A 20,066-nucleotide genomic window follows, 5' to 3' on the forward strand; every position below is an offset into this window, starting at 1 on the left:
CCTGTTCGATCGTCGCGGCACCAAACCGCCGCGCACGTTCTGTCAGCTTCGTAAAGAACGCGCCCCACAAACCTGTAGGGCGCGATTCGAACCGAGTCTACCCCGGTGGCGATTGCCGAAGCACATCAGTTTTACGGTCTTGGGGTGACGAACCCATCCGCACGACCGCCGCAGGGCGGCTCGCCCCGCCGCGCGGGCGACCGGTTCCTCTACTTCGCGCTCGCGCTGTTCGGGACAGGTCTGCTGGCGATCACGGCCATCTTCCTGACACCGCTGCTGAGTGATTCGGATCCGGCGCTGTGGCTGTACCTGACCGCCATGCTGACGCCGATAGGTTTCATCCTCGCCGTGTGCTTCGCGTTGTGGTCCGGTCGTAGGACCCGGTAACAGACGAACGGTTACCCACGCCGATCGTTACCCAATCAAAATGTGATCCTGGTCACATATTGTTGCGCTCGATGGGCGCCTTCAATGGGCAGCAGGCCGCATCCGCCCCCTCCTAGCTGCGAGAAAGCGCGCATACCCCCGTCGAGACACCACCGAGACCTGATCACACACGCCGGTTATCAAATAGTGATTTTTCGCGCGGTTCGTCGTACCGTCTTATCCAGCCGGGCAACCCCGGCGCCACCGGCCCGCCGCACCGAACCTCGCCCCGCGGGTACCGGACCCCGACGGATTCAGGGGCGAGGGCGGGACGGACGACCTCTCAGTCCGAACCCGAGCGAGACCTCGCAGGTGCGGACGAGAGGAAGACACCCGATATGAGTGGACGCCACCGCAAGCCGACTTCCACCGGTCGCACCGTTGCCAAGGTCGCCGTCACCGGCGCCATCATCGGCACCGCTGGTGTGGCCCTCGCCGGAAACGCCAGCGCGGCACCCGACTCCGACTGGGATCGCCTCGCACAGTGCGAAGCAGGCGGCAACTGGGGCATCAACACCGGCAACGGTTTCCAGGGCGGTCTGCAGTTCTCGCCGAGCACCTGGAACGCCCACGGCGGGCAGGAATACGCCGCCACCGCCAACCAGGCGAGCCGCGAAGAGCAGATCGTGGTCGCCGAGAAGGTGCTCGCATCCCAGGGCTGGGGCGCATGGCCCTCGTGCTCGTCCAAGCTCGGACTGAGCAGCAACCCGACTCCTCGCTCCGCGCCCGCCGCCCAGACTCCGCGCTGGAACCCCGAACCGCAGGCCCAGATCCCCGCGGCCGCCGATTCGAGCCAGGAGATCTTCCAGGCCGTCGATCGCGCCATCGCCGTGGTGCAGCAGCAGGGCGTGCAGATCCCGCAGCAGGCCCTCGACTTCTTCAATGCCGCCAAGACCAACGGCGTCAAGCTCGACCCGAACGTCGTGAACTTCTACGAGGCCAACAAGGGCATGCTCCCGCAGTAATCCACACCGTAGGCGGCCTCGCCACGAACAAGGCCCCCGCATCCTCGAGGATGCGGGGGCCTTGTTCGTATCTATCGGCCTGTTCGCCGTAGATCAGCGATTGATCACCGTGTGCGGGTGCAGGTACGGCAACTGATCGGCAGGCAGCGGGAATTCGGTGTCCTCGCCGAAGGGCGAAAGATTCCCGGAGCGAGTCGACGAGAGCTCGGTGACGGCATGGGCACCGTCGGCCAGCTCCGGCCAGCCGTTGTCGACATACGGTTTCTTCGATTTGTTCACCACCGTCTCATTGTGGCATGTCCATCGAACCGGGTCAGTTCCTGCTCACCGGGCGACGGACGCCCCCGGTGGATTACGCTCGAAACCGAAAGGTGACACAACGACGATCTCGGGAGCACATGGGCAACTCGTCGAGCGTTCCGAGCGCCGCTTCGGCGGCTCCGCCGCGCGCGGAGGACCCCGAGCACGAGGATTCGCGGCCGGACACGGTGTCGAGCCCGGCGGAGGCCGCGGGCGAGCCGACCGCCGACCGGACGCGGGCGCGCACCCCGCCGCGCGAGACGGCCACGCTGGCCGGATGGCTCGCCGCGCGCACCGATGCCCAACTGGTCACCCTGCTGCATCTGCGGCCCGACCTGGCGGTGCCGCTGCCCTCCTCGATGGCGGTTCTGGCCGCGCGCGCGCAGCAGCGCGCCTCGGTGCTGCGCGCCACCGACGATCTGGACACCCTCGAATTCGCGGTGGTGGAGATGCTCATGACGCACGCCACCGCCCGCCCCGCCGGTGACGCCACACCGCTGAACCGCAAGGACCTCCAAGCCGCGCTGAAGGGCCGGGCCACCAAGACGGCGCTGGACGCCGCACTGTACCGGCTCGGCGCCCGCGCGCTGATCTGGTTCGACGGCGAGGCGGTCCATCTGGTTCCGGCCACCGCGGAGGCCATGCCGTGGCCGCTCGGCAGCACGACCGAATTGCCCGACGCGCTGACCGAACCGGAGATCCGGTCCGCACTGGCCGAACTCGCCCCCGCCGAACGCGCGCTGCTGGACAAACTCGCCACCACGGGTCCGCGCGGGCGCAGCCGCGACGCCGCACCGAGCGCGCCACGGGACCGGCCGATCCCCCGGCTGCTGGATCGCCGTCTGCTGCACCGCGTCGACGACGAGACGGTGGAGCTGCCGGTCACGGTGGGCCAGATCCTGCGCAACGAACCGGTGACCCACCCGCACGTGCTGACACCGCCGAAACCGCAGCCGGGCAACCACGCCGCGACCGAGGTGAACGGGACCGCGGCGGGCGAGGTCGGTGAGCTGCTGCGGCACTGCGCGGACATTCTGGAATCCCTCGGACAGAACCCGGCCCCGGCCCTGCGCGCGGGCGGACTCGGGGTGCGGGAGCTGCGGCGGATCGCCAAACAGGTCGGCATCGACGAGAGCCGCGCCGGACTACTCGTGGAACTGCTGGCCGCGGCGAAACTGATCGAGAAGGGCCAACCCGAGCCCGATACCGATATCGACGCCACCGACGACTACTGGGCGCCCACCCCGTCCTCGGACGCCTGGCGGGACTCGCCGCCCGCCCGCCGCTGGGTGCTGCTCGCACGGACCTGGCTTGAACTCGATCGCATGCCGTGGATGATCGGCATGCGCGACCCCAACGACAAACCGCTGGCCGCGCTGTCGATCGAGTTGCGCAATCCGCACGCGGCCCGCGACCGGCGCGCGGTCGTGGACCTGCTCGCCGAATATCCGACGGGCGTGTCGCTGACCGCCGCCGAGATCGGCAAACTACTGGCGTGGCGGCAGCCGCGCAGGCGCAGGCATTTCCGTACCGAGGCGGTGGACAATACGCTGCGCGAGGCGGGCGAGGTCGGACTGCTCGGCCGCGGCGCGCTCGCCCACCCGGCCCGCGCGCTGCTGCACGACGGCCCCACCGCCGCCGCGGACGCCGAGACCGCGATGGCCGAGGCGCTGCCCGAACCGGTCGACCACGTCCTGGTCCAGGCCGATCTCACGGTGATCGCGCCCGGTCCGCTGCTGCCCGAACTCCAGCAGCGGATCGCGCTGGTGGCCGATGTCGAGTCCGCGGGCGCCGCGACGGTGTACCGGGTCGGGGAGGCCTCGGTGCGCCGCGCGCTGGACGCGGGACTGACCGCCGCCGAATTGCACACCCTGTTCGCGACCCATTCGCGCACACCGGTTCCGCAGGCGCTGACCTATCTGATCGATGATGTCGCGCGGCGGCACGGGCAATTGCGGGCGGGTGTGGCGCAGTCGTTCCTGCGCAGCGACGATCCCGCCCTGCTCGCCCAGGTTTTGGCCGCGCCGGTCGCGGGCGAACTCGCCATGCGCGCCATCGCGCCGACCGTGGCCATCGCCCTCGCGCCACTGGGCGAGGTGCTCGACCGACTGCGCGCCGCCGGATTCGCGCCCGCCGGTGAGGATTCCGCGGGCGTGATCGTCGACCTGCGCCGACGCGGCGCACGCGTCGCCGCCCGCCCGGCGGCCCGCCGGCCATACCGTCCGACCCCGCCGAGCACCGAACAGCTGGAATCGCTGGTCGCTGAGTTGCGGGCCGGGGATCGCGCCGCGGGCGCACGCTCGGGTCAGACGGTGCGCACCGACGGCACCCGAACCAGCACCGCCGCGACCCTGGCTCTGCTGCAATTGGCGGCCAGGGTGCGGCGACCGGTGAATATCGGCTATGTCGACGCGTCCGGGGTCGCGTCACAGCGCGTGGTCGAACCGATCAAGGTCGGTAACGGCCAATTGGACGCGCTGGATCCGGTGACCGGCGCGGTCCGACATTTCACCCTGCATCGGATCGCCTCGGTGGCGCTGGTGGAATGACCGTGTCGAGGTCGCGGCAGGTCAGGGCTTCGTCACGCAGTACAGGGTCTTGGGATCGGGCACGGTGATGAACCGGTCGGCGTCGGTGCACAGCATTTCGTCGGTCTGGCCGTCGATGCGCTGCACGACCTTGAAGGTGGCCTCCGGTGAGCCGCAATCGACCCATTTGTACGGCGAGGTGGCGACGTCGTTGTAGCAGGCGTTCTGCTGGAAATTCGGGGCGAGGCACATGAAGGTGGTCGCGCCGCTCACCAACTGTTCGGTGTAGCTGGTGTATTCGTTCGACGGACATTCGGTCTTGGTGTCGAAGGTGCGGAAGACCTTATAGACGGCCTTCGGCGAGGAGCAGTCGATCGATTCGCCCTCGGTGGCGGTCATGGAGTTGTTCGTGATGTTGATGCAATCGCCGACCTCGGTCTTCGCGACATCCGATTTGGTGACGCTGTCGACTGCCGAACACCCTGTGATCGCCGCCGCGGCCGCGGCCACCGCCAAGAGTGCGGAGGCGATTCGCGCCTGCGCTCTCACACCCGGGTACTTCACGTGAAAACCTCTCTCACCGAAAATATTCACGCTGGTCGTGAACGCGGTGAGGATACCCAAAGGTCGCGGTGGCCGCATCAGTCCCCGGCCGTTCGGACGGGCCTCAGAGAGTCAGACCGTACATCCCGAGTAGGGCGAAGCCGAGAATCCTGGGAACCAGACCGGTCAGCAACTGAAGTCCGAAACTGTTCACTCGCAATACCTTCCATAGATCGCCCACATCGTGGACGTTTGCCCAACTCGTGCTGTGTTTCGCTCCGAGCGGACCCGTCGTTACGCTTGGCAAGTATGACCCTCGCGGACGCCGCTCGCGACCTGTACGGGCTCGACCCCGCCGAATTCGTGGCGGCACGCGACGCGCTCGCGCGCGAGACCAGGGCCGCGGGCGATCGGGAACTCGCGGCCGATATCGGACGTCTGCGCAGGCCGACGGTCGCCGCGTGGACGGTCAACCTGCTCACCCGCTCGACGCCCGGCGAACTCGACGCGCTGCTGCGGCTCGGTGCGGCCCTGCGCGCCGCACAGCGAGAACTGTCCGGCGATCAGCTGCGGGCCCTCGGAGCCCGGCGGCAGCAGGCCGTCACCGCGCTGGCTCGGCGAGCCGGCGCACTCGCCGCCGAAGCGGGTCGCCCGGTCGGCGAGCCGATCCTGCGCGAGGTGGCGCAGACGCTCACCGCCGCACTCGCCGATCCCGCTGTGGCCCAACAGATCACCGACGGCACGCTGACGACAGCGGTCACCTACGACGGTTTCGGGCCGAACGAACCTGCACTGGCCGCGGTGGCGCCGCCCGTCCCGGAGGAACCCGCCGCGACCGATCCCGACGCCGAACGCGCGCACGCGGCCCGCGCCGAACTCGATGACGCGCGTTCCGGCCTCGAATCGGCGCGAGCGGCAAGGGATTCCGCTCAGGCGGCGGCCGAGCGGGCCGCACAGGAGTCGGCGACGGCCGACGACCACCTGACCCGCCTGCGCGCCGAACTGGCCGACGCCGAACAGCGGCGGCGGTTCGCCAAGTCCGCCGAACATGATGCGCGGGAACGACTTCGACACGAACAGCGGCAGCTCGACCGCGCCGAACGACGACTGCGCCGCGCGCGCGACGAACTCGACGGCGACTAGCCGCGCAGCGCGCCCGGGAAGAGGTACTCCTCTGCCGGAATGGTCGCGCCGTCGAGCCAAGCGCGGAAGAAGCCGGTCAGATCGGTGGCCGAGCGGCGCTGCGCGAACTCGCGCAGCTCGGCCATCGAGGCATTGCCGTAGGTGTGGCCGACGACGAAATCGCGAATGGCGGTGAAGAACACGTCGTCACCGAGCAGGCGGCGCAGCGCGTGCAGGAACAGCGGACCGCGAGAATATACCGACGTGAATTCCCGGCCCGTACCCGGATTGCCCAGCGGAATATCCCAGAACCGCCCGTCGTGGCGGAATTCGGCGACGGTCTCGCGATACTCCGCGTCGACGTCGACGCCGTCCATGCGTTCCGGCCACAGATAGTCGGCGGTATAGCTGGCGAAGCATTCGTTGAGGCAGATATCCGACCACTGCCGCACCGACATGGAATCGCCCCACCACTGGTGCGTGATCTCGTGCACGACGGTTGGCAGATCGGTCCATGGCGCGTAGATGGGCCGGGTCTGGGTCTCCAGCGAGAATTCGAGGTCGACATCGACGTAGATGCCGCCCGCCGACTCGAACGGATAAGGGCCGTAGAGCGATTCGAGGAAATCCAGGACCTCCGGCAGCCGTTGCTCGTCGGCGCGATTGTGTCCGGCCTCGGTCGCGAACGCGCTCAGTAGCGGTGTGCCGTTGGCGCGGCGCTGCTCCAGATACTCGAAATGGTCGATGGCGACGGTGGTCAGATAGCCAACGACCGGATGGCGCGTCTCCCACACGACGGTGCGCCGGCCACCGGTCACGGTGTCGGCGGTGCGCAGGCCGTTGGAGACCACGTCCCATTCGGCGGGCACGGTGGCGTTGAGCGTGAAGGTCGCCTTGTCGACGGGTGTGTCGTTGAGCGGGTACCAGGAGGTGGCCGAATGCGGTTCGCCCGCGACGAAGGCGCCGCCGCTGTCGGCGATGGTCCAGCCCTCCCCCGCCCGGTCCTGAGCGGTGCCGTCGTAGTCGACCAGCACCGTGAACGGCAGTCCCGGCAGCAATGGCACGAGCGGGGTCACGGTCAGTTCGTGTTCGCCGTTGCGGTCGAAGGCGGCGGGCAGATTGTTCACCGAGACCATGCGCACCGGTGGGCCGTCGTAGTCGAGGTTGAACACCCGCAGCGGCTCGGTCGCGGTGGCGTCGACGCGGGTGCGCCCGCGCAGTTCCCGATTCGACGGGTCGTAGTCGATGGTGACGTCGTAGTGGCCGACGTCGTAACCGCCATTGCCGTCCAGCGGGTAGTACGGGTCGCCGAGGCCGGGCGAGCCGACGAACAGATCGGCGTGGGCGGGTCCCGCCGTGACCGTCGCCGCCACCGCCACGGCCATTGCCGCGATCCACCGCCCCGACGAGCGCACGACCACCATCCCTTCCCGCACCACGGCGGCGCGGCTCGTATCGGCCGCACCGGGTTTCGGCATCGCTGGATGGTAGCTGATTCAGTCCGCCGTGCCGCTGATCGCCACCGACGCGCCGAGTCCGACGATGAGCGCGCCACCCGCGCCGCCGACGGCCTCCAACCTACGCGGCGAACGCGCGAACCAGGCGCGCGCCGCGACCGCGAGCAGCGCCCACACACTGTCGGAAACCAGGGCGACCGCGATGAACACGCTGCCCAGAATGAGGAATTGCAGTGGCAGCGGCCCGGCCGACGGATCGCAGAAATGCGGAAGGATGGCGGCGAAGAAGACGATCGCCTTCGGATTGGTGACCCCGACCAGGAAGCTCTGACGCAGCACCCGCGTGGTCGAGCCGCGCTCGCGCGGTGCGGCGTCGGCCGTGGCGCCGAGCGCGTCGCGCAACGACTTGCGTTCCCGGATGGCCTGCACCCCCAGGTAGACCAGATACAGCGCGCCGGCCATCTTCACCGCCGACAACGCGAAGGACGACGCCATGAGCACGGTGCCGAGCCCCACCGCGACGAGAAGGACGGCCAGGTAGACGCCCGCGGCGTGACCGAGCACCGACAACAGAGCGGCACGGCGGCCGAGGGTGAGCGCCCGGCCGATGGTGAACAGCACACCCGGCCCCGGGACGACGATCAGGACGAATGCCGCGGCGAGGAATGCCAGCAGATTGGAAGCCGGGACCATGCTCACGATTCTAGAGCCGCGCGCAACCGGTTTCCGGTCCGCCGGACGAGTGTCCGTGCGGCGCGGGCGAAATCAGGAGCCGAGGTCGCCAGGGAGTTGCTGAGGATCGAGCAGCAGCCGTTTGGTCGAGGTGCTGCGCACCTTGCCCGCGAGTTCGAGATTGTCGGTGAGCAACCGCCACTCCACCTCGCTGATCGCCGCGCGCGCCCGGTCTATGACGGCCACATCCCTGGTGCCCCACGCGATCGGCATGGCGCTGACCGTCTGCCACCGTTCGCCCACCTGACGCGGCGCGCGATCGGTGCGAACCGCCACCGAGGGCACTCGCTCGCCGGCCCGCTTGCTGTGGCCGGGCAGATCACGGACCTTGCGGGTCACCAGCGCGTAACGCGGGTCGGCGGCGTCCGGTTTCGACACGGCGACGAGCGCGAGCAGCACAACCCCGGAGTCGTGGGTCTCCGAGACCACGGCGGGCACCAGCTCACCGGTGGCGTACAGCTTGTCGATGCTCGACCGGTGCGGCGCCCACAGCGCCACCCAGAGCGCGACGACCGCGCCGAGCGCGAATGCCACGGCCAGCAGATAGGACCACGGGTGGTTCAACCAGATCAGGTACGCCGTCCCCGCGGCCGCGAAGACCGCGGCGGCGATCGCCATGAGGCGAAGTCTGCGCAGGGCGGCGAACACTTCGTTCACCGCATGGGCGTGCCTGCGGTCCACCGCGAATTCGAAGTGTCGCACGTCCTCTTCCTAGCACACGTTACGGAGGATGTTCCTCCACTTATCCGATCGCAGGTCCGAGCAAATCATCGGCATCGGTGATGCGGTAGGCATACCCCTGTTCGGCGAGGAAACGCTGCCGATGTGCGGCGTACTCGGCATCCAGCGTGTCGCGTGCGACGACCGAATAGAAGTGCGCCTGCCCACCGTCGTGTTTGGGTCGCAGCAACCGCCCCAGACGCTGCGCCTCCTCCTGACGTGAACCGAAGGTACCCGAAACCTGCACCGCGACAGATGCTTCGGGTAGGTCGATGGAGAAGTTCGCCACCTTGCTCACCACGAGCACCGGGATCTCGCCGCGCCGGAAGGCGTCGAAGAGTTCTTCGCGCTCTTTGGTTTTCGTCGAACCCTGGATCACCGGGGCGTTCAGCGCGACCCCCAGTTCGTCTAGTTGATCGAGATAGGCGCCGATCACCAGACTCGGCGCGTCGCGATGCCGGGCCAGGATGGATTCGACCACCGCGATCTTGGTACGCGCGGTCGAGCACAGCTTGTAGCGCTGCTCGGGTTCTGCCGTCGCGTACGCCATCCGCTCGGCATCGGTGAGCGTGACCCGCACCTCGATGCAATCGGCCGGCGCGATCCAGCCCTGCGCCTCGATGTCCTTCCATGGCGCGTCGTAGCGCTTGGGGCCGATGAGCGAGAACACGTCGCCCTCGCGGCCGTCCTCACGCACCAGGGTCGCGGTGAGTCCGAGCCTGCGGCGTGACTGGAGATCGGCGGTCATGCGGAACACCGGTGCGGGCAGTAGATGCACCTCGTCGTAGATGACAAGGCCCCAGTCGCGGCTGTCGAACAGTTCGAGATGTTTGTACTCGCCCTTCGTGCGACGGGTGATCACCTGATAGGTCGCGATGGTGACCGGGCGGATCTCCTTGCGCTCGCCCGAGTACTCGCCGATCTCGTCTTCGGTCAGCGAGGTGCGCGCCAGCAGTTCGCGCCGCCACTGTCTGCCCGCGACGGTATTGGTGACCAGGATCAACGTCGTCGCCTTTGCCTGCGCCATGGCCGCCGCCCCGACCATCGTCTTGCCCGCGCCGCACGGCAGCACCACGACGCCCGAGCCGCCCGCCCAGAACGAATCCGCCGCCATCTGCTGGTAGTCGCGCAGTTCCCAGTGCCCGCCCTCGTAGTCGAGAGCGATGTGATGCGCCTCGCCGTCGACGTAGCCCGCCAGATCCTCCGCGGGCCAGCCGATCTTCAGCAGCATCTGCTTGATCCGCCCGCGTTCGGAGGGATGCACCTGGACGGTGTCATCGTCGATGCGCGCACCGAGCATGGGTGCGATCTTCTTGTGCCGCAACACCTCCTCGAGCACCGCGCGATCCAGGCTCACCAGCGTCAGACCGTGCGCGGGATGTTTCACCAGTTGCAGGCGGCCGTAGCGGGCCATGGTGTCGACGATGTCGACCAGCAGCGGCTGCGGCACCGCGTAGCGCGAGTAGGTGACCAGCGCGTCGACGACCTGCTCGGCATCGTGCCCGGCCGCGCGCGCGTTCCACAGGGCCAGCGGCGTCACCCGGTAGGTGTGCACGTGTTCGGGCGCGCGCTCGAGCTCGGCGAAGGGCGCGATGGCCTGGCGCGCCATATCGGAGGATTCGTGGTCGATCTCCAACAACAGCGTCTTGTCACTCTGCACGATCAGCGGACCGTCTGTCACAGTCTCTCCTCGTATCTCGCGGTCGGACGCGGCATCGGCCCTCCGACCGCGCCCCGCCCGGCTCGCCGACCCCGCCCATTGTCCCCGAGGCATCCGACAACCGGGTCGCGGCGTCGTATGTCCTCGAACAGGGAAACTACAGCGCCGAGTACCCACGATTTGTTCCCCGGGTGACTTTCGTCGCATCCCGGACGCGCGCCGGGCGCGGTCCACCGGTGTCGAAGTGGACCGAGACGGGCGCGGCCCCGCGGGATGAGGATCGGAGCATGATCGAGACTGCGGCGGCGCTGGGAGTGGCGGCGGCCGCACTTGGCATGGTGCTGACCCCCGGGCCGAACATGATGTATCTGGTGTCACGCACCGTATCGCAGGGACGACGGGCGGGATTGGTCTCGCTGTCGGGGGTGGCCGCGGGATTCGGGGTGTACCTGACCGCGGCGACGGCCGGGATCACCACGGTCTTCGCGGTGGTGCCCGGCCTCTACCTCGCGGTGAAGACCGCGGGCGCGGCCTACCTGCTGTGGCTGGCCTGGCGCGCGATCCGACCCGGCGGTGCCTCGGTCTTCACGCCGAGCGCGCTGCCCGCCGACCCGGCCCGGCGGCTGTTCGCCATGGGACTGCTGACCAACCTGCTCAATCCCAAGATCGCCGTGCTGTACATGGCGCTGATTCCGCAGTTCATCGACATGGACGCCGGGCGGGTGTGGTTGCAGAGCCTGTGCCTGGGCGCGGTGCAGATCGCGGTGGCGCTGACCGTCAACGGGCTTATCGTCCTCGGCGCGGGGGCGATCGCGGCGCTAGTGGCCGCGAGGCCGCTGTGGTTGCGGGCCCAGCGCTTGGTGATGGGATCGGCGCTCGGCGCGATCGCGGTCCTGCTGATCACCGACCGGACGCGGCCCGCGTCCGCATAAGTGGGGTACGGCCTGCGCGTGCTCGCCCGCGGCGGCGGCACGGGCGCGCCCCGCGGAGGGTGACCGGCGCGACACCGGCGATGATTCGTCGAGCAGGTCCGCGTCGGCGAACGCGCCCGCCGGCCTTCGCGCTCAGCTCACGCCCACACCCGCACGCAATCGGCGGACCCCCTCGTCGAGGGTCCGGTCCTGTTTGCAGAAGGTGAAACGCACCAGCCTGTCCCAGCTCGCCTTGTCGTCGGCGAACACGCTGACCGGAACGGCGGCGACCCCGAGTCGATCCGGCAGCGACCGGCAGAACTCGAGTCCGTCGGTGGCTCCCATCGGCGTGATGTCGGCGCAGACGAAATAGCCGCCCGCGCTGTACTTCACGTCGAATCCGGTGTCGGCCAGCGCGGTGGAGAGCCGAATCCTGCGGTCCGACAGCGTATCCCGCAGCTTCGCGACCCAGTCGAGCTCGTTGGCCAGCGCGTAGGCGACCGCGGGCTGGAAGGGCCCGCCCGCGACGAAGGTCATGAACTGTTTGGCCGCGAGCACGCCGTCGAGCAGGTGCGCCGGTGCGCAGGCCCAGCCGGTCTTCCAACCCGTGACGCTGAAAGTCTTCGCGGCACTGGAGACCACGACCGTACGCTCGGCCATGCCGGGCAGGGCGGCCAGACTGATGTGTTCCACACCGTCGAAGACCAGGTGTTCGTACACCTCGTCGGCGAGCACGAGCAGATCGTGCGCGCAGGCGATTTCGGCGATGGCGGTGAGATCCGCGCGGCCGAGGACGGTCCCGGTGGGATTGTGCGGCGAATTGACCACGAGCATGCGGGTGGCGGGGGTGATGGCGGCGCGCAGTGAGTCCAGATCGAGGACGAAACGGTCGCCGTCGGGCACTAGTCGGGCGGTGCGCCGGGTCGCGCCGGCGAGCGCGACGGCCGCGGCGTAGGAGTCGTAATACGGTTCGATCAGCACCACTTCGCTGCCGGGTTCGACCAGCCCCAACAGCGCGGCGCTGATGGCCTCGGTGGCGCCGACGGTGACCAGCACCTCGGAGTCGGGATCGTATTCGGTGCCGTATCGGCGGGCGCGATCGGCGGCAACGGCTCGACGCAGCGCAGGCATTCCGCGGCCGGGCGGGTACTGGTTGAGCCCGTCGGCGATGGCTTGGCGCGCGACCTCGAGCATGCCCGCCGGACCGTCACTGTCCGGAAATCCCTGACCTAAGTTGACCGCTCCGTGCCGGATGGCCAAATCGGTCATCTCGGCGAAAATCGTCGAGGCGAAGGGGCGGAGGCGATCGACGGTCGCGGATTGCGAAAACATACACCGGAGAGTAGCCCAGTGGTCACTATCGTTGCCTATAGATAGCGAACACCTATGTTTCACATTTGAATCAGCGCTTCTACCTGCATGGTTGTGCGTTTTCCCATAGGCGGCTAGCCTCGCCGTGTTCTACCTCACAACTCCGCTGACCCCAATGCGGCGGAATCTCGAAAGGGGCGTATATGGCCTCCTACCTCGACCTAGTACTGCAACCGGCCGCGTCGGAGGTCGCCGGTACGGTACTCGGTTTCCTTCGCACCGCGGCCCACGACGTGCTCACCGATATCGGTGGATGGTTCACCGGATCGTCGACCGGGGATTTCTTCACCGGCTCGACAACTGGGAATCAGGGCACGGGATCCTCGACCGGGGACTGGTTCACCGGCTCGACCATTCCGTAGTGGACCGTGGCGTCGGGCCCGTCGACGAGGGCGGGCCCGGCGTCGCTCACAGGCGCACGCCGGACAGCTTGGCCGGATTCGCGTGATCGTAGGTCCCCCAGATCAATCCGTCGCACACCGTGAACCCGACGACACGGGCCGGATGCCAGTCCTGCTCGAACAGTTCCGAATCCAGATTCATCACCAGGCCCAATTGGCCGTTCACCGTGGCGAATTCGTAGCGAGTCGCCGAATCGGCGGAGTCGCCGATGCCGTAACGGTGCACCAGGGCCAACATGAAACGGGCGACCTGTTCCGCACCGCCGACGATATTCACCGCCGTCGAGGTGGTCCCGTTGGCATCGCCGATCAGGGTCGCGTCCGAATGCAGCGCGCCCTTGACGGTGGCCAGTTCACCGGTGGCCAGCGCCGAGAGCAGCCGCCGCACCGCCGCCTCGTGTTCGACATCCGGGACGGGAGCGGGCGTGGCCGCGATCGCCGCCCGAGCCACCCGGGCGAACCGTTCGGCCTCCCACGCGGAGATGTCGAGGATCGCGGCGATCTCCTCGAACGACATCGAAAGCCCTTCACGCAGGACATACGCCACGCGCTGCGGTGTGCCGAGGGTGTCGAGGGCCACCAGCGCGGCCATCCGGCATGCCGTGTCGCGCGCCGCCGACTCCAGCGCGTCGGGCTCGGACGAGAGCAGCCGCCCGGTCACCACCGGCTCCGGCAGCCACTGCCCGACATAGGTCTGGCGGCGCAACGCGGCACCGCGTAAGTGGTCGAGGCAGATTCGGCTCACCACACCGGTCAGCCAGAGGCGCAGATCCTCGATCTCGGACTGGTGCACCCCGGCCAGCCGTAACCTGCTCTCCTGTATGGCGTCCTCGGCGGCGCCGACGCTGCCCGTCAGCCGGTAGGCGACGGAAAACAAGTGTGCCCGATGCGATTCGAACAATTCGGCGAGCAGTGCGGCAACCATCGAGCTCATTCTACGGTCCGCCGGTATCGGATCGGACCGAGGTGCCGCCCGGCCCGTCCCGAGTCGGGACGAGCCGGGCCGTCGCCCGCGCGGCGCGCCTCAGCGGGCGCGGCGTTCGCGCACCGCCTCGGCCAGCCGGTCGAGCTGATGCGCGGTGGTGTCCCAGTCAAGGCAGGCGTCGGTGATGGACTGGCCGTAGGTCAGCTCCTCGGCGCGGCCGAGGGTCAGATCCTGGCGGCCCGCGACCAGGAAGCTCTCCAGCATCACGCCGACCACGCCCAGCTCGCCGCCCGCGACGCGCTCGGCGATATCGGTGACCACGTCGACCTGTTTGGTGTGGTCCTTGCCGCTGTTGCCGTGGCTGGCGTCGACCACGAGCCGCTGCGGCAGCGATGCCTTGTCCAGTCTCAGCCGGGCTTCGGCCACCGAGGCGGCGTCGTAGTTCGGGCCCGAGCTGCCGCCGCGCAGGATCACGTGGCAGTCGCGGTTGCCGGTGGTGCGGATGAGCGCCGCGCGTCCGTCCAGATCGGTGCCGGGGAAGACGTGGCTCGCGGCCGCCGCGCCCACCCCGTCCACCGCGACCTGCACATCGCCGTCGGTGCCGTTCTTGATGCCGACCGGCATGGACAGCGCGCTGCTGAGCTGGCGGTGCACCTGACTGGCCGCGGTGCGCGCGCCGATCGCGCCGTATGACACCAGATCCGCGATGTACTGCGGGGTGATCGGGTCGAGGAACTCACACGCGACCGGCAGGCCGAGCGCGGTGATGTCGACGAGCAGTTTGCGGCCGAATCCGAGTCCGGTGTTGACGTCGAACGAGCCGTCCAGGTGCGGATCGTTGATCAGACCCTTCCAGCCCAGCGTCGTGCGCGGCTTCTCGAAGTAGACCCGCATGACGACGTGCAGCGCGTCACCCAGCTCGGTGGCCTTGGCGGCCAGCCGCCTGGCGTAGTCCGTCGCGGCGACGGGATCGTGTACCGAACAGGGGCCGACGATCACCATCAGGCGATCGTCGGCGCCGTCGAGTACGTGCACGGTGGCCTTGCGGCCCGCCCGAACGGTGTCGGCGAGCGCGTCGGTGATCGGGTGGACCCGGCGCACCTCGGCGGGCGAGCGCAGGGGGCTCACGCTGAGGGTGCGCTGGTCGTCGAGATCGGCATGCCGTGCGTCGACATCGGCTGCGGTTGTCATATCCGTGGGTTCCTTTTCTCAGGCCGACCCACGGATTCGCATCACCCGTCGAGCCGGTCCGTATCCGGCTCGGGGTGGAGGAGAGTCAGCGCAGGAGGTTGCCGCAGACCAGCCCACCCAGGGCCGGCTTGCTAAACCAGAAATACGCGCGCCGCACGTCGGTCACAGTACCAGGGCCGTGCGCGGATTCGACCCGCCACCGGTCGGGGGCCGGACCGCTCACCACTGGCCCGGCTGATAGGAACCGGCGGGCGTTCGGGCGATGACGTTCATGCGGTTATAGGCGTTGATCAGGGCGATCAGCGAGATCAGCGCCGCGATCCGGTCGGCGTCGTAATGCTTCTCGACCTGGGCCCACGTGTCATCGCTCACACCGTGGCTCGCGTCCGCGATGCGGGTGCCCTCCTCGGTGAGCGCGAGCGCGGCGCGCTCGGCCTCGGTGAAGACAGTGGCCTCGCGCCAGGCCGCGACCAGGTTCAGCCGCTGCTGGGTCTCCCCCGCGTGTGCGGCGTCCTTGCTGTGCATATCGGTGCAGAAGCCGCAGCCGTTGATTTGGCTGGCGCGCAACTTGACCAGTTCCTGCGTCGACCGGGGCAGCGGCGAATTGTCCACGATCTGGCCCGCGGTGCCGATGCGCTTGACGAACTTCGCGCCGTCCGCGGTGCCGAAGTAATCGAAACGAGCGTTCATGATGTCGCCTTCTCTCGTGTTGGCGTTTGGCTTTCACCGAGACGACGACATGTGCCGCGGGACTGTGACATCCGCGCGTACCAGCGGATGTCGCGGTCTTCCGCGCTACTGCTTCCCGAAGTCGTAGGTGACGCCGGTGAGCTTCTCCGACAACTCCCACAGCGCGGACGCGACCCTCTCGTCCCTCGACGCCTCAGTGGACCCGGACCGTCCCGGATAGCCGCGCGACCCGCCGAAGGAGGTGGGTCCGTAGTAGGCGCCCGGCTCGACCGGCGCGGTCGCCGCGTACAGCTCCGGCAGCGCGCCCATCTCGGCGCTCTGCGCGAACAGACGATTGCCCACCGTCATCAACGAATCGAGGAGCGACGATTCGTTGTGCGATTGCAGGTCGGTGGCGGCGTAGCCGGGGTGGGCGGCCACCGACAGTTTGGCCGATCCGGCCGCGGCGAGCCTGCGCTGGAGTTCGTAGGCGAACATGAGGTTGGCCAGTTTCGCCTGACCGTAGGCGGCCCAGCGCTTGTAGCCGCGGCGTTCCCAGTTCAGATCGTCGAGGTCGATGCGGCCGCGGGTGTGCGCGACGCTGGAGACGGTCACGACCCGATCGGAGATGCGGTCGAGCAGCAGTCCGGTCAGGGCGAAGTGCCCGAGGTGGTTGGTGCCGATCTGACGCTCGAAGCCGTCGGCGGTGCGGCCAAGTGGAACCGCCATGACGCCGGCGTTGTTGACGAGCACGTTCGCACCGTCGATGCCGTCGGCGAAGGCGCGGACCGAGGCGAGATCGGCCAGGTCGAGATGAGCGACCCGCGCCCGCTCACCGATCTCGGCGGCCACCGGCTCGGCTTTGGCGGTATCGCGGCAGGCCAGCACGACCTGCGCGCCCGCCGCGCCCAACGCCCGTGCGGTCACCGCGCCGAGACCGCTGTTGGCGCCGGTGACGATGAACTTCCGGCCGGTCTGGTCGGGAATATCCGATGTGTCCCAACGGGTCATGGGGCGAAGTCTAGTCCGGCCGGACCGACTCCGAGGACCTTCCGCCGACTCTGAAGTAGGGTTGCCTAACCTATATTGATATCCACATCCGCGTTCGCGCGAAACCCTGTGAGGCAGATCGTGACTTCCCCCGCCACCGCGTCCACCGGCCACCGCGACGGCTACGTGCCCTTCCCCGCCGAGGCGGCCGAGTCCTACCGCGCCGCCGGGTACTGGACCGGTCGTCCGCTCGGCGAGCTGTTGCGGGAAACGGCACGGCGCACCCCCGACCGGCCCGCCCTTCTCGACACCGGCCGGACCTACGCCGAACTCGACGCCGACGCCGACGCGATGGCACACGGAATGCTCGCGCTCGGCATCGCGCCGGGCGACCGGGTCGTGGTGCAGTTGCCCAACGGGCCGGAATTCCCGGCGGTGCTGTTCGGACTGCTGCGCGCGGGCATCATCCCGGTCCTGACCCTGCCCGCCCATCGCCGCGCCGAGATCGAACACCTCGCCGCGCTGTCGGAGGCGGTCGCCTACGTAATCGCCGATCGCCAGGGCGATTTCGACTACCGCGAACTCGCCTCGACCGTCCGGGACACGGTGGCGAGCCTGCGGCACGTGCTGGTGGTCGGCGACGCGGGCGAGCACACCGAACTCGGATCGGTGCCGCGGGCGGGCGGCGAACCGCTGCCCGCGATCGACGCGAGCGATATCGCGCTCATGCTGGTCTCCGGCGGCACCACCGGCCTGCCCAAACTCATCGCCCGCACCCACGACGACTACGTCTACAACGCCACCGAGAGCGCGCGGATCTGCGAACTCACCGCCGACGACGTCTATCTCGCGACACTGCCCGTTGCACACAACTTCCCGCTGGCCTGCCCCGGCATCCTCGGCACGGTCGCCGTCGGCGGCGCGCTGAGCTTCGTCTCCGATCCGAGCCCGGACAGCGCCTTCGCCGCGATCGAACGACACCGCGTGAGCGTCACCGCCGTGGTGCCGCCGCTGGCCCAGCTGTGGAGCGCCGCGGTGGAATGGGAGGAAGCCGATCTCTCGTCGCTGCGGCTGCTCCAGGTGGGCGGCGCGAAACTGGCCGAGGTCAACGCCCGCGAGATCGAGCCCGCGCTCGGCGCGAGATTGCAGCAGGTCTTCGGCATGGCCGAGGGACTGCTGAACTACACCCGGCTCGACGACTCGGCCGATCTGGTGTGCGCCACCCAGGGCAGGCCGCTCTCGCCCGCCGACGAGGTGCGGGTGGTCGACGCCGACGGCGACGACGTCGCGCCGGGCGAGGAGGGCGAACTGCTCACCCGGGGGCCGTACACCATCCGCGGGTACTACCGTGCGCCCGAACACAATGCCCGCGCGTTCACCGCCGACGGCTATTACCGCAGCGGCGATCTGGTGCGCCGACTGCCATCCGGCCACCTGGTGGTCTCCGGGCGCATCAAGGACGTCGTCAACCGCGGCGGCGAGAACGTCTCCTGCGACGAACTCGAGGAACATCTGCTGGCCCACCCCGCGATCCGGCACGCCGCCGCCGTGGGACTGCCCGATCCGGCACTGGGCGAGAAGGTCTGCGCGGTCCTGGTCGTGGACGGCGAGATGCCGAGCCTGGCCGCGATCAGGACCTTCCTCGCGGGCCGCGGTCTTGCCACCTACAAACTGCCGGATCTGCTGCGGCAGGCCGATCGGCTGCCGGTGACCGCGGTGGGCAAGATCGACAAGAAGGCCCTGCGCGCCGGTGGCTGAACGCGCGCGGGCCGGGTGGCGCGCACGCCCGGCCGGTCGCGGCGGTCACGCCTTGACCACGTACGGCGCGACGCTGCCCAGTTTCTCGCAGGTCTCCTCGAATTCCCTTTCCGGGCGGGACTGTCCGACGATGCCCGCGCCCGCGCGCAGCCACGCTCCCTCGGCGCTCTGGTAGACCGCGCGAAGCACCAGTGTTGCCTCGAGCGCGCCGGTCGGCGAAACGGTCACCACCGCACCGGAATACAGGCCGCGGCAGTCGCCATCGAGCCGGAACACCGAATCGACGCCCTCTCGTTTGGGAATTCCCGATGCGGTCACCGACGGGAACAGCACCTCGAGCGCGTCCCAGCTCGATCGGCCCGCGGCGAGTCGGCCGCGCACCGTCGAGGCGAGATGCTGGACGCTGCCGCGTTCGCGCACCGCCATGAAATCCGAGACCGCGGGGGTGCCGGGATCGGCGACAGCGGAGATCTCGGCGAAGGAGGTCCGCACCGAGATCGCGTGCTCGACGATCTCTTTGGGGTCGCTCATCAGCTCCGCGCGCGCGGCCAGGTCGATATCGGCGCCGAGACCGAAGGCGCGCGTGCCGGCCAGCGGTTCGGTGGTCACGACCCGCTCGTCGTCCACCGACGCCACCAGCTCCGGACTGAAGCCCGCGGCTTCCAATCCGCCCAGGCGCAGCAGGAACGATCGCGCCGGGGTGTTGTTCGCGCGGCCGAGCCGGTAGGTGGCCGGTACGTCGACCGCGAAGGGCAGTCGCACCTTCCTGGACAGGATGACCTTTTGATATCCGCCCGATCTGATCTCCTCGACCGCGGTGGCGACGCGGTCGAGGTAACCGGTGGGATCGGTGCGGATATCGATCGGATGCGGTCGCGGCAGCGGGGTGTCCTGCGCGGTCGCGATCAGTTCGCGGATCTCCGCGAGTTCCGCCGGGTTCGCCCCGGAGACGCCGAGGCCGTTCGCGCCGACACGCACCTCGATCCGCGGGATCATCAGATGGGCCAGTGGCGCACGGGGATCGAGGTGCCGAGTCGCGTCAAGCGCCCACGCGCAGAACTCGAATCCGATCCAGCCGTATGCCGTGCGGCCGTCCACCGGCAGGCCGCCCAGCGCCTCGTCGAGTACGGCGGCCGGTGTCCCATCCCACGCGGTGGCGGTGGCATGTCCCTCCCAGGTCACCCGCAACTGTTGTACGTCGAGTTCGACAGCGCCGATGGGATCGGCGGCGAACACCCATTCCCCCGGACGCTCGTATACGACGTACTCGCCGAACCGATCCGCCGCTGCCAGCCGGGACATGGCTGCCGCCGGATCGGTCACATACTCCGCGCGCGAGCGCTCGTCCGTGGTCGACAACGATCCTCCAAAGGTAATGCTGACCTGACTCGGAAAGT

The 20,066-nt window shown here is 68.9% G+C and carries 19 protein-coding genes; 7 read left to right on the forward strand and 12 right to left on the reverse strand.

The features are described 5' to 3' along the window. Window positions 1-144 precede the first annotated feature (144 nt). Window positions 145-387, forward strand: a complete 243-nt coding sequence (locus APZ21_RS29215; RefSeq protein ID WP_054816494.1) for a hypothetical protein — start codon at window positions 145-147, stop codon at window positions 385-387. Between the two features lie 377 nt (window positions 388-764). Then, complete coding sequence (locus tag APZ21_RS29220) at window positions 765-1,391, forward strand: transglycosylase family protein (protein WP_054816495.1); 627 nt, start codon at window positions 765-767, stop codon at window positions 1,389-1,391. A 93-nt stretch (window positions 1,392-1,484) separates the two neighbouring features. Here APZ21_RS29220 and APZ21_RS29225 read toward each other — a convergent pair whose 3' ends face one another. Then, complete coding sequence (locus APZ21_RS29225) at window positions 1,485-1,673, reverse strand: hypothetical protein (protein WP_054816496.1); 189 nt, start codon at window positions 1,671-1,673, stop codon at window positions 1,485-1,487. 116 nt (window positions 1,674-1,789) lie between these two features. Here APZ21_RS29225 and APZ21_RS29230 point away from each other — a divergent pair, with 116 nt between their 5' ends. Further along, complete coding sequence (locus tag APZ21_RS29230; protein WP_082393547.1) at window positions 1,790-4,240, forward strand: helicase-associated domain-containing protein; 2,451 nt, start codon at window positions 1,790-1,792, stop codon at window positions 4,238-4,240. A 21-nt stretch (window positions 4,241-4,261) separates the two neighbouring features. On the opposite strand, the gene APZ21_RS29235 is transcribed toward APZ21_RS29230, so the two are convergent. Then, on the reverse strand, window positions 4,262-4,783 hold the full coding sequence (locus tag APZ21_RS29235) for an LppU/SCO3897 family protein (RefSeq protein ID WP_239476892.1): 522 nt from the start codon (window positions 4,781-4,783) through the stop codon (window positions 4,262-4,264). Between the two features lie 288 nt (window positions 4,784-5,071). Between APZ21_RS29235 and APZ21_RS29240 the strand changes: the two genes are divergently transcribed. Continuing rightward, entirely contained in the window at window positions 5,072-5,905 is an 834-nt protein-coding gene (locus APZ21_RS29240) for a hypothetical protein (RefSeq protein ID WP_054816497.1), read from the forward strand. Here APZ21_RS29240 and APZ21_RS29245 read toward each other — a convergent pair. The 4 genes from APZ21_RS29245 to APZ21_RS29260 form a co-directional block, all read right to left on the reverse strand. After that, window positions 5,902-7,362, reverse strand: a complete 1,461-nt coding sequence (locus tag APZ21_RS29245; protein WP_307587600.1) for a M1 family metallopeptidase — start codon at window positions 7,360-7,362, stop codon at window positions 5,902-5,904. The two genes, APZ21_RS29240 and APZ21_RS29245, sit on opposite strands and share 4 nt — an antisense overlap. A gap of 18 nt (window positions 7,363-7,380) precedes the next feature. After that, window positions 7,381-8,034, reverse strand: coding sequence for a LysE family translocator (locus APZ21_RS29250; RefSeq protein WP_054816498.1), 654 nt, complete (start codon window positions 8,032-8,034; stop codon window positions 7,381-7,383). 72 nt (window positions 8,035-8,106) lie between these two features. Next, entirely contained in the window at window positions 8,107-8,775 is a 669-nt protein-coding gene (locus tag APZ21_RS29255) for a DUF3239 domain-containing protein (protein ID WP_054816499.1), read from the reverse strand. A 40-nt stretch (window positions 8,776-8,815) separates the two neighbouring features. Further along, a complete protein-coding gene (locus APZ21_RS29260) occupies window positions 8,816-10,474 on the reverse strand; it encodes a DNA repair helicase XPB (RefSeq protein WP_054816500.1) in 1,659 nt (552 codons plus the stop codon). Between the two features lie 266 nt (window positions 10,475-10,740). On the opposite strand from APZ21_RS29260, the gene APZ21_RS29265 reads away from it, so the two are divergent. Continuing rightward, window positions 10,741-11,385, forward strand: coding sequence for a LysE family translocator (locus APZ21_RS29265; RefSeq protein ID WP_054816674.1), 645 nt, complete (start codon window positions 10,741-10,743; stop codon window positions 11,383-11,385). A gap of 132 nt (window positions 11,386-11,517) precedes the next feature. On the opposite strand, the gene APZ21_RS29270 is transcribed toward APZ21_RS29265, so the two are convergent. Continuing rightward, entirely contained in the window at window positions 11,518-12,696 is a 1,179-nt protein-coding gene (locus tag APZ21_RS29270) for a pyridoxal phosphate-dependent aminotransferase (protein ID WP_054816501.1), read from the reverse strand. Between the two features lie 182 nt (window positions 12,697-12,878). Between APZ21_RS29270 and APZ21_RS29275 the strand changes: the two genes are divergently transcribed. Continuing rightward, window positions 12,879-13,097 (forward strand): hypothetical protein, encoded by a 219-nt coding sequence (locus APZ21_RS29275; protein WP_054816502.1) that lies wholly within the window; start codon window positions 12,879-12,881, stop codon window positions 13,095-13,097. A 46-nt stretch (window positions 13,098-13,143) separates the two neighbouring features. On the opposite strand, the gene sigJ is transcribed toward APZ21_RS29275, so the two are convergent. From sigJ to APZ21_RS29295, 4 genes are all read right to left on the reverse strand, one after another. Beyond that, a complete protein-coding gene (gene sigJ / locus APZ21_RS29280; protein ID WP_054816675.1) occupies window positions 13,144-14,061 on the reverse strand; it encodes an RNA polymerase sigma factor SigJ in 918 nt (305 codons plus the stop codon). A gap of 99 nt (window positions 14,062-14,160) precedes the next feature. After that, entirely contained in the window at window positions 14,161-15,252 is a 1,092-nt protein-coding gene (locus APZ21_RS29285) for a 3-deoxy-7-phosphoheptulonate synthase (protein ID WP_054816503.1), read from the reverse strand. Window positions 15,253-15,471: 219 nt separating this feature from the next. Next, the gene (locus APZ21_RS29290) at window positions 15,472-15,942 is read right to left on the reverse strand and encodes a carboxymuconolactone decarboxylase family protein (RefSeq protein WP_054816504.1); all 471 of its coding nucleotides are present in this window, start codon (window positions 15,940-15,942) and stop codon (window positions 15,472-15,474) included. Between the two features lie 105 nt (window positions 15,943-16,047). Continuing rightward, window positions 16,048-16,932: an oxidoreductase gene (locus APZ21_RS29295; protein ID WP_054816505.1), complete on the reverse strand. Its 885-nt coding sequence runs from the start codon at window positions 16,930-16,932 to the stop codon at window positions 16,048-16,050. Window positions 16,933-17,052: 120 nt separating this feature from the next. Here APZ21_RS29295 and APZ21_RS29300 point away from each other — a divergent pair, with 120 nt between their 5' ends. Continuing rightward, window positions 17,053-18,669, forward strand: a complete 1,617-nt coding sequence (locus tag APZ21_RS29300; protein WP_054816676.1) for a (2,3-dihydroxybenzoyl)adenylate synthase — start codon at window positions 17,053-17,055, stop codon at window positions 18,667-18,669. A gap of 45 nt (window positions 18,670-18,714) precedes the next feature. Here APZ21_RS29300 and APZ21_RS29305 read toward each other — a convergent pair whose 3' ends face one another. Beyond that, a complete protein-coding gene (locus APZ21_RS29305) occupies window positions 18,715-20,028 on the reverse strand; it encodes a salicylate synthase (protein ID WP_054816506.1) in 1,314 nt (437 codons plus the stop codon). Window positions 20,029-20,066 lie beyond the last annotated feature (38 nt).

Source organism: Nocardia arizonensis (assembly GCF_001310275.1).
Taxonomy (GTDB): Bacteria; Actinomycetota; Actinomycetes; order Mycobacteriales; family Mycobacteriaceae; genus Nocardia; species Nocardia arizonensis.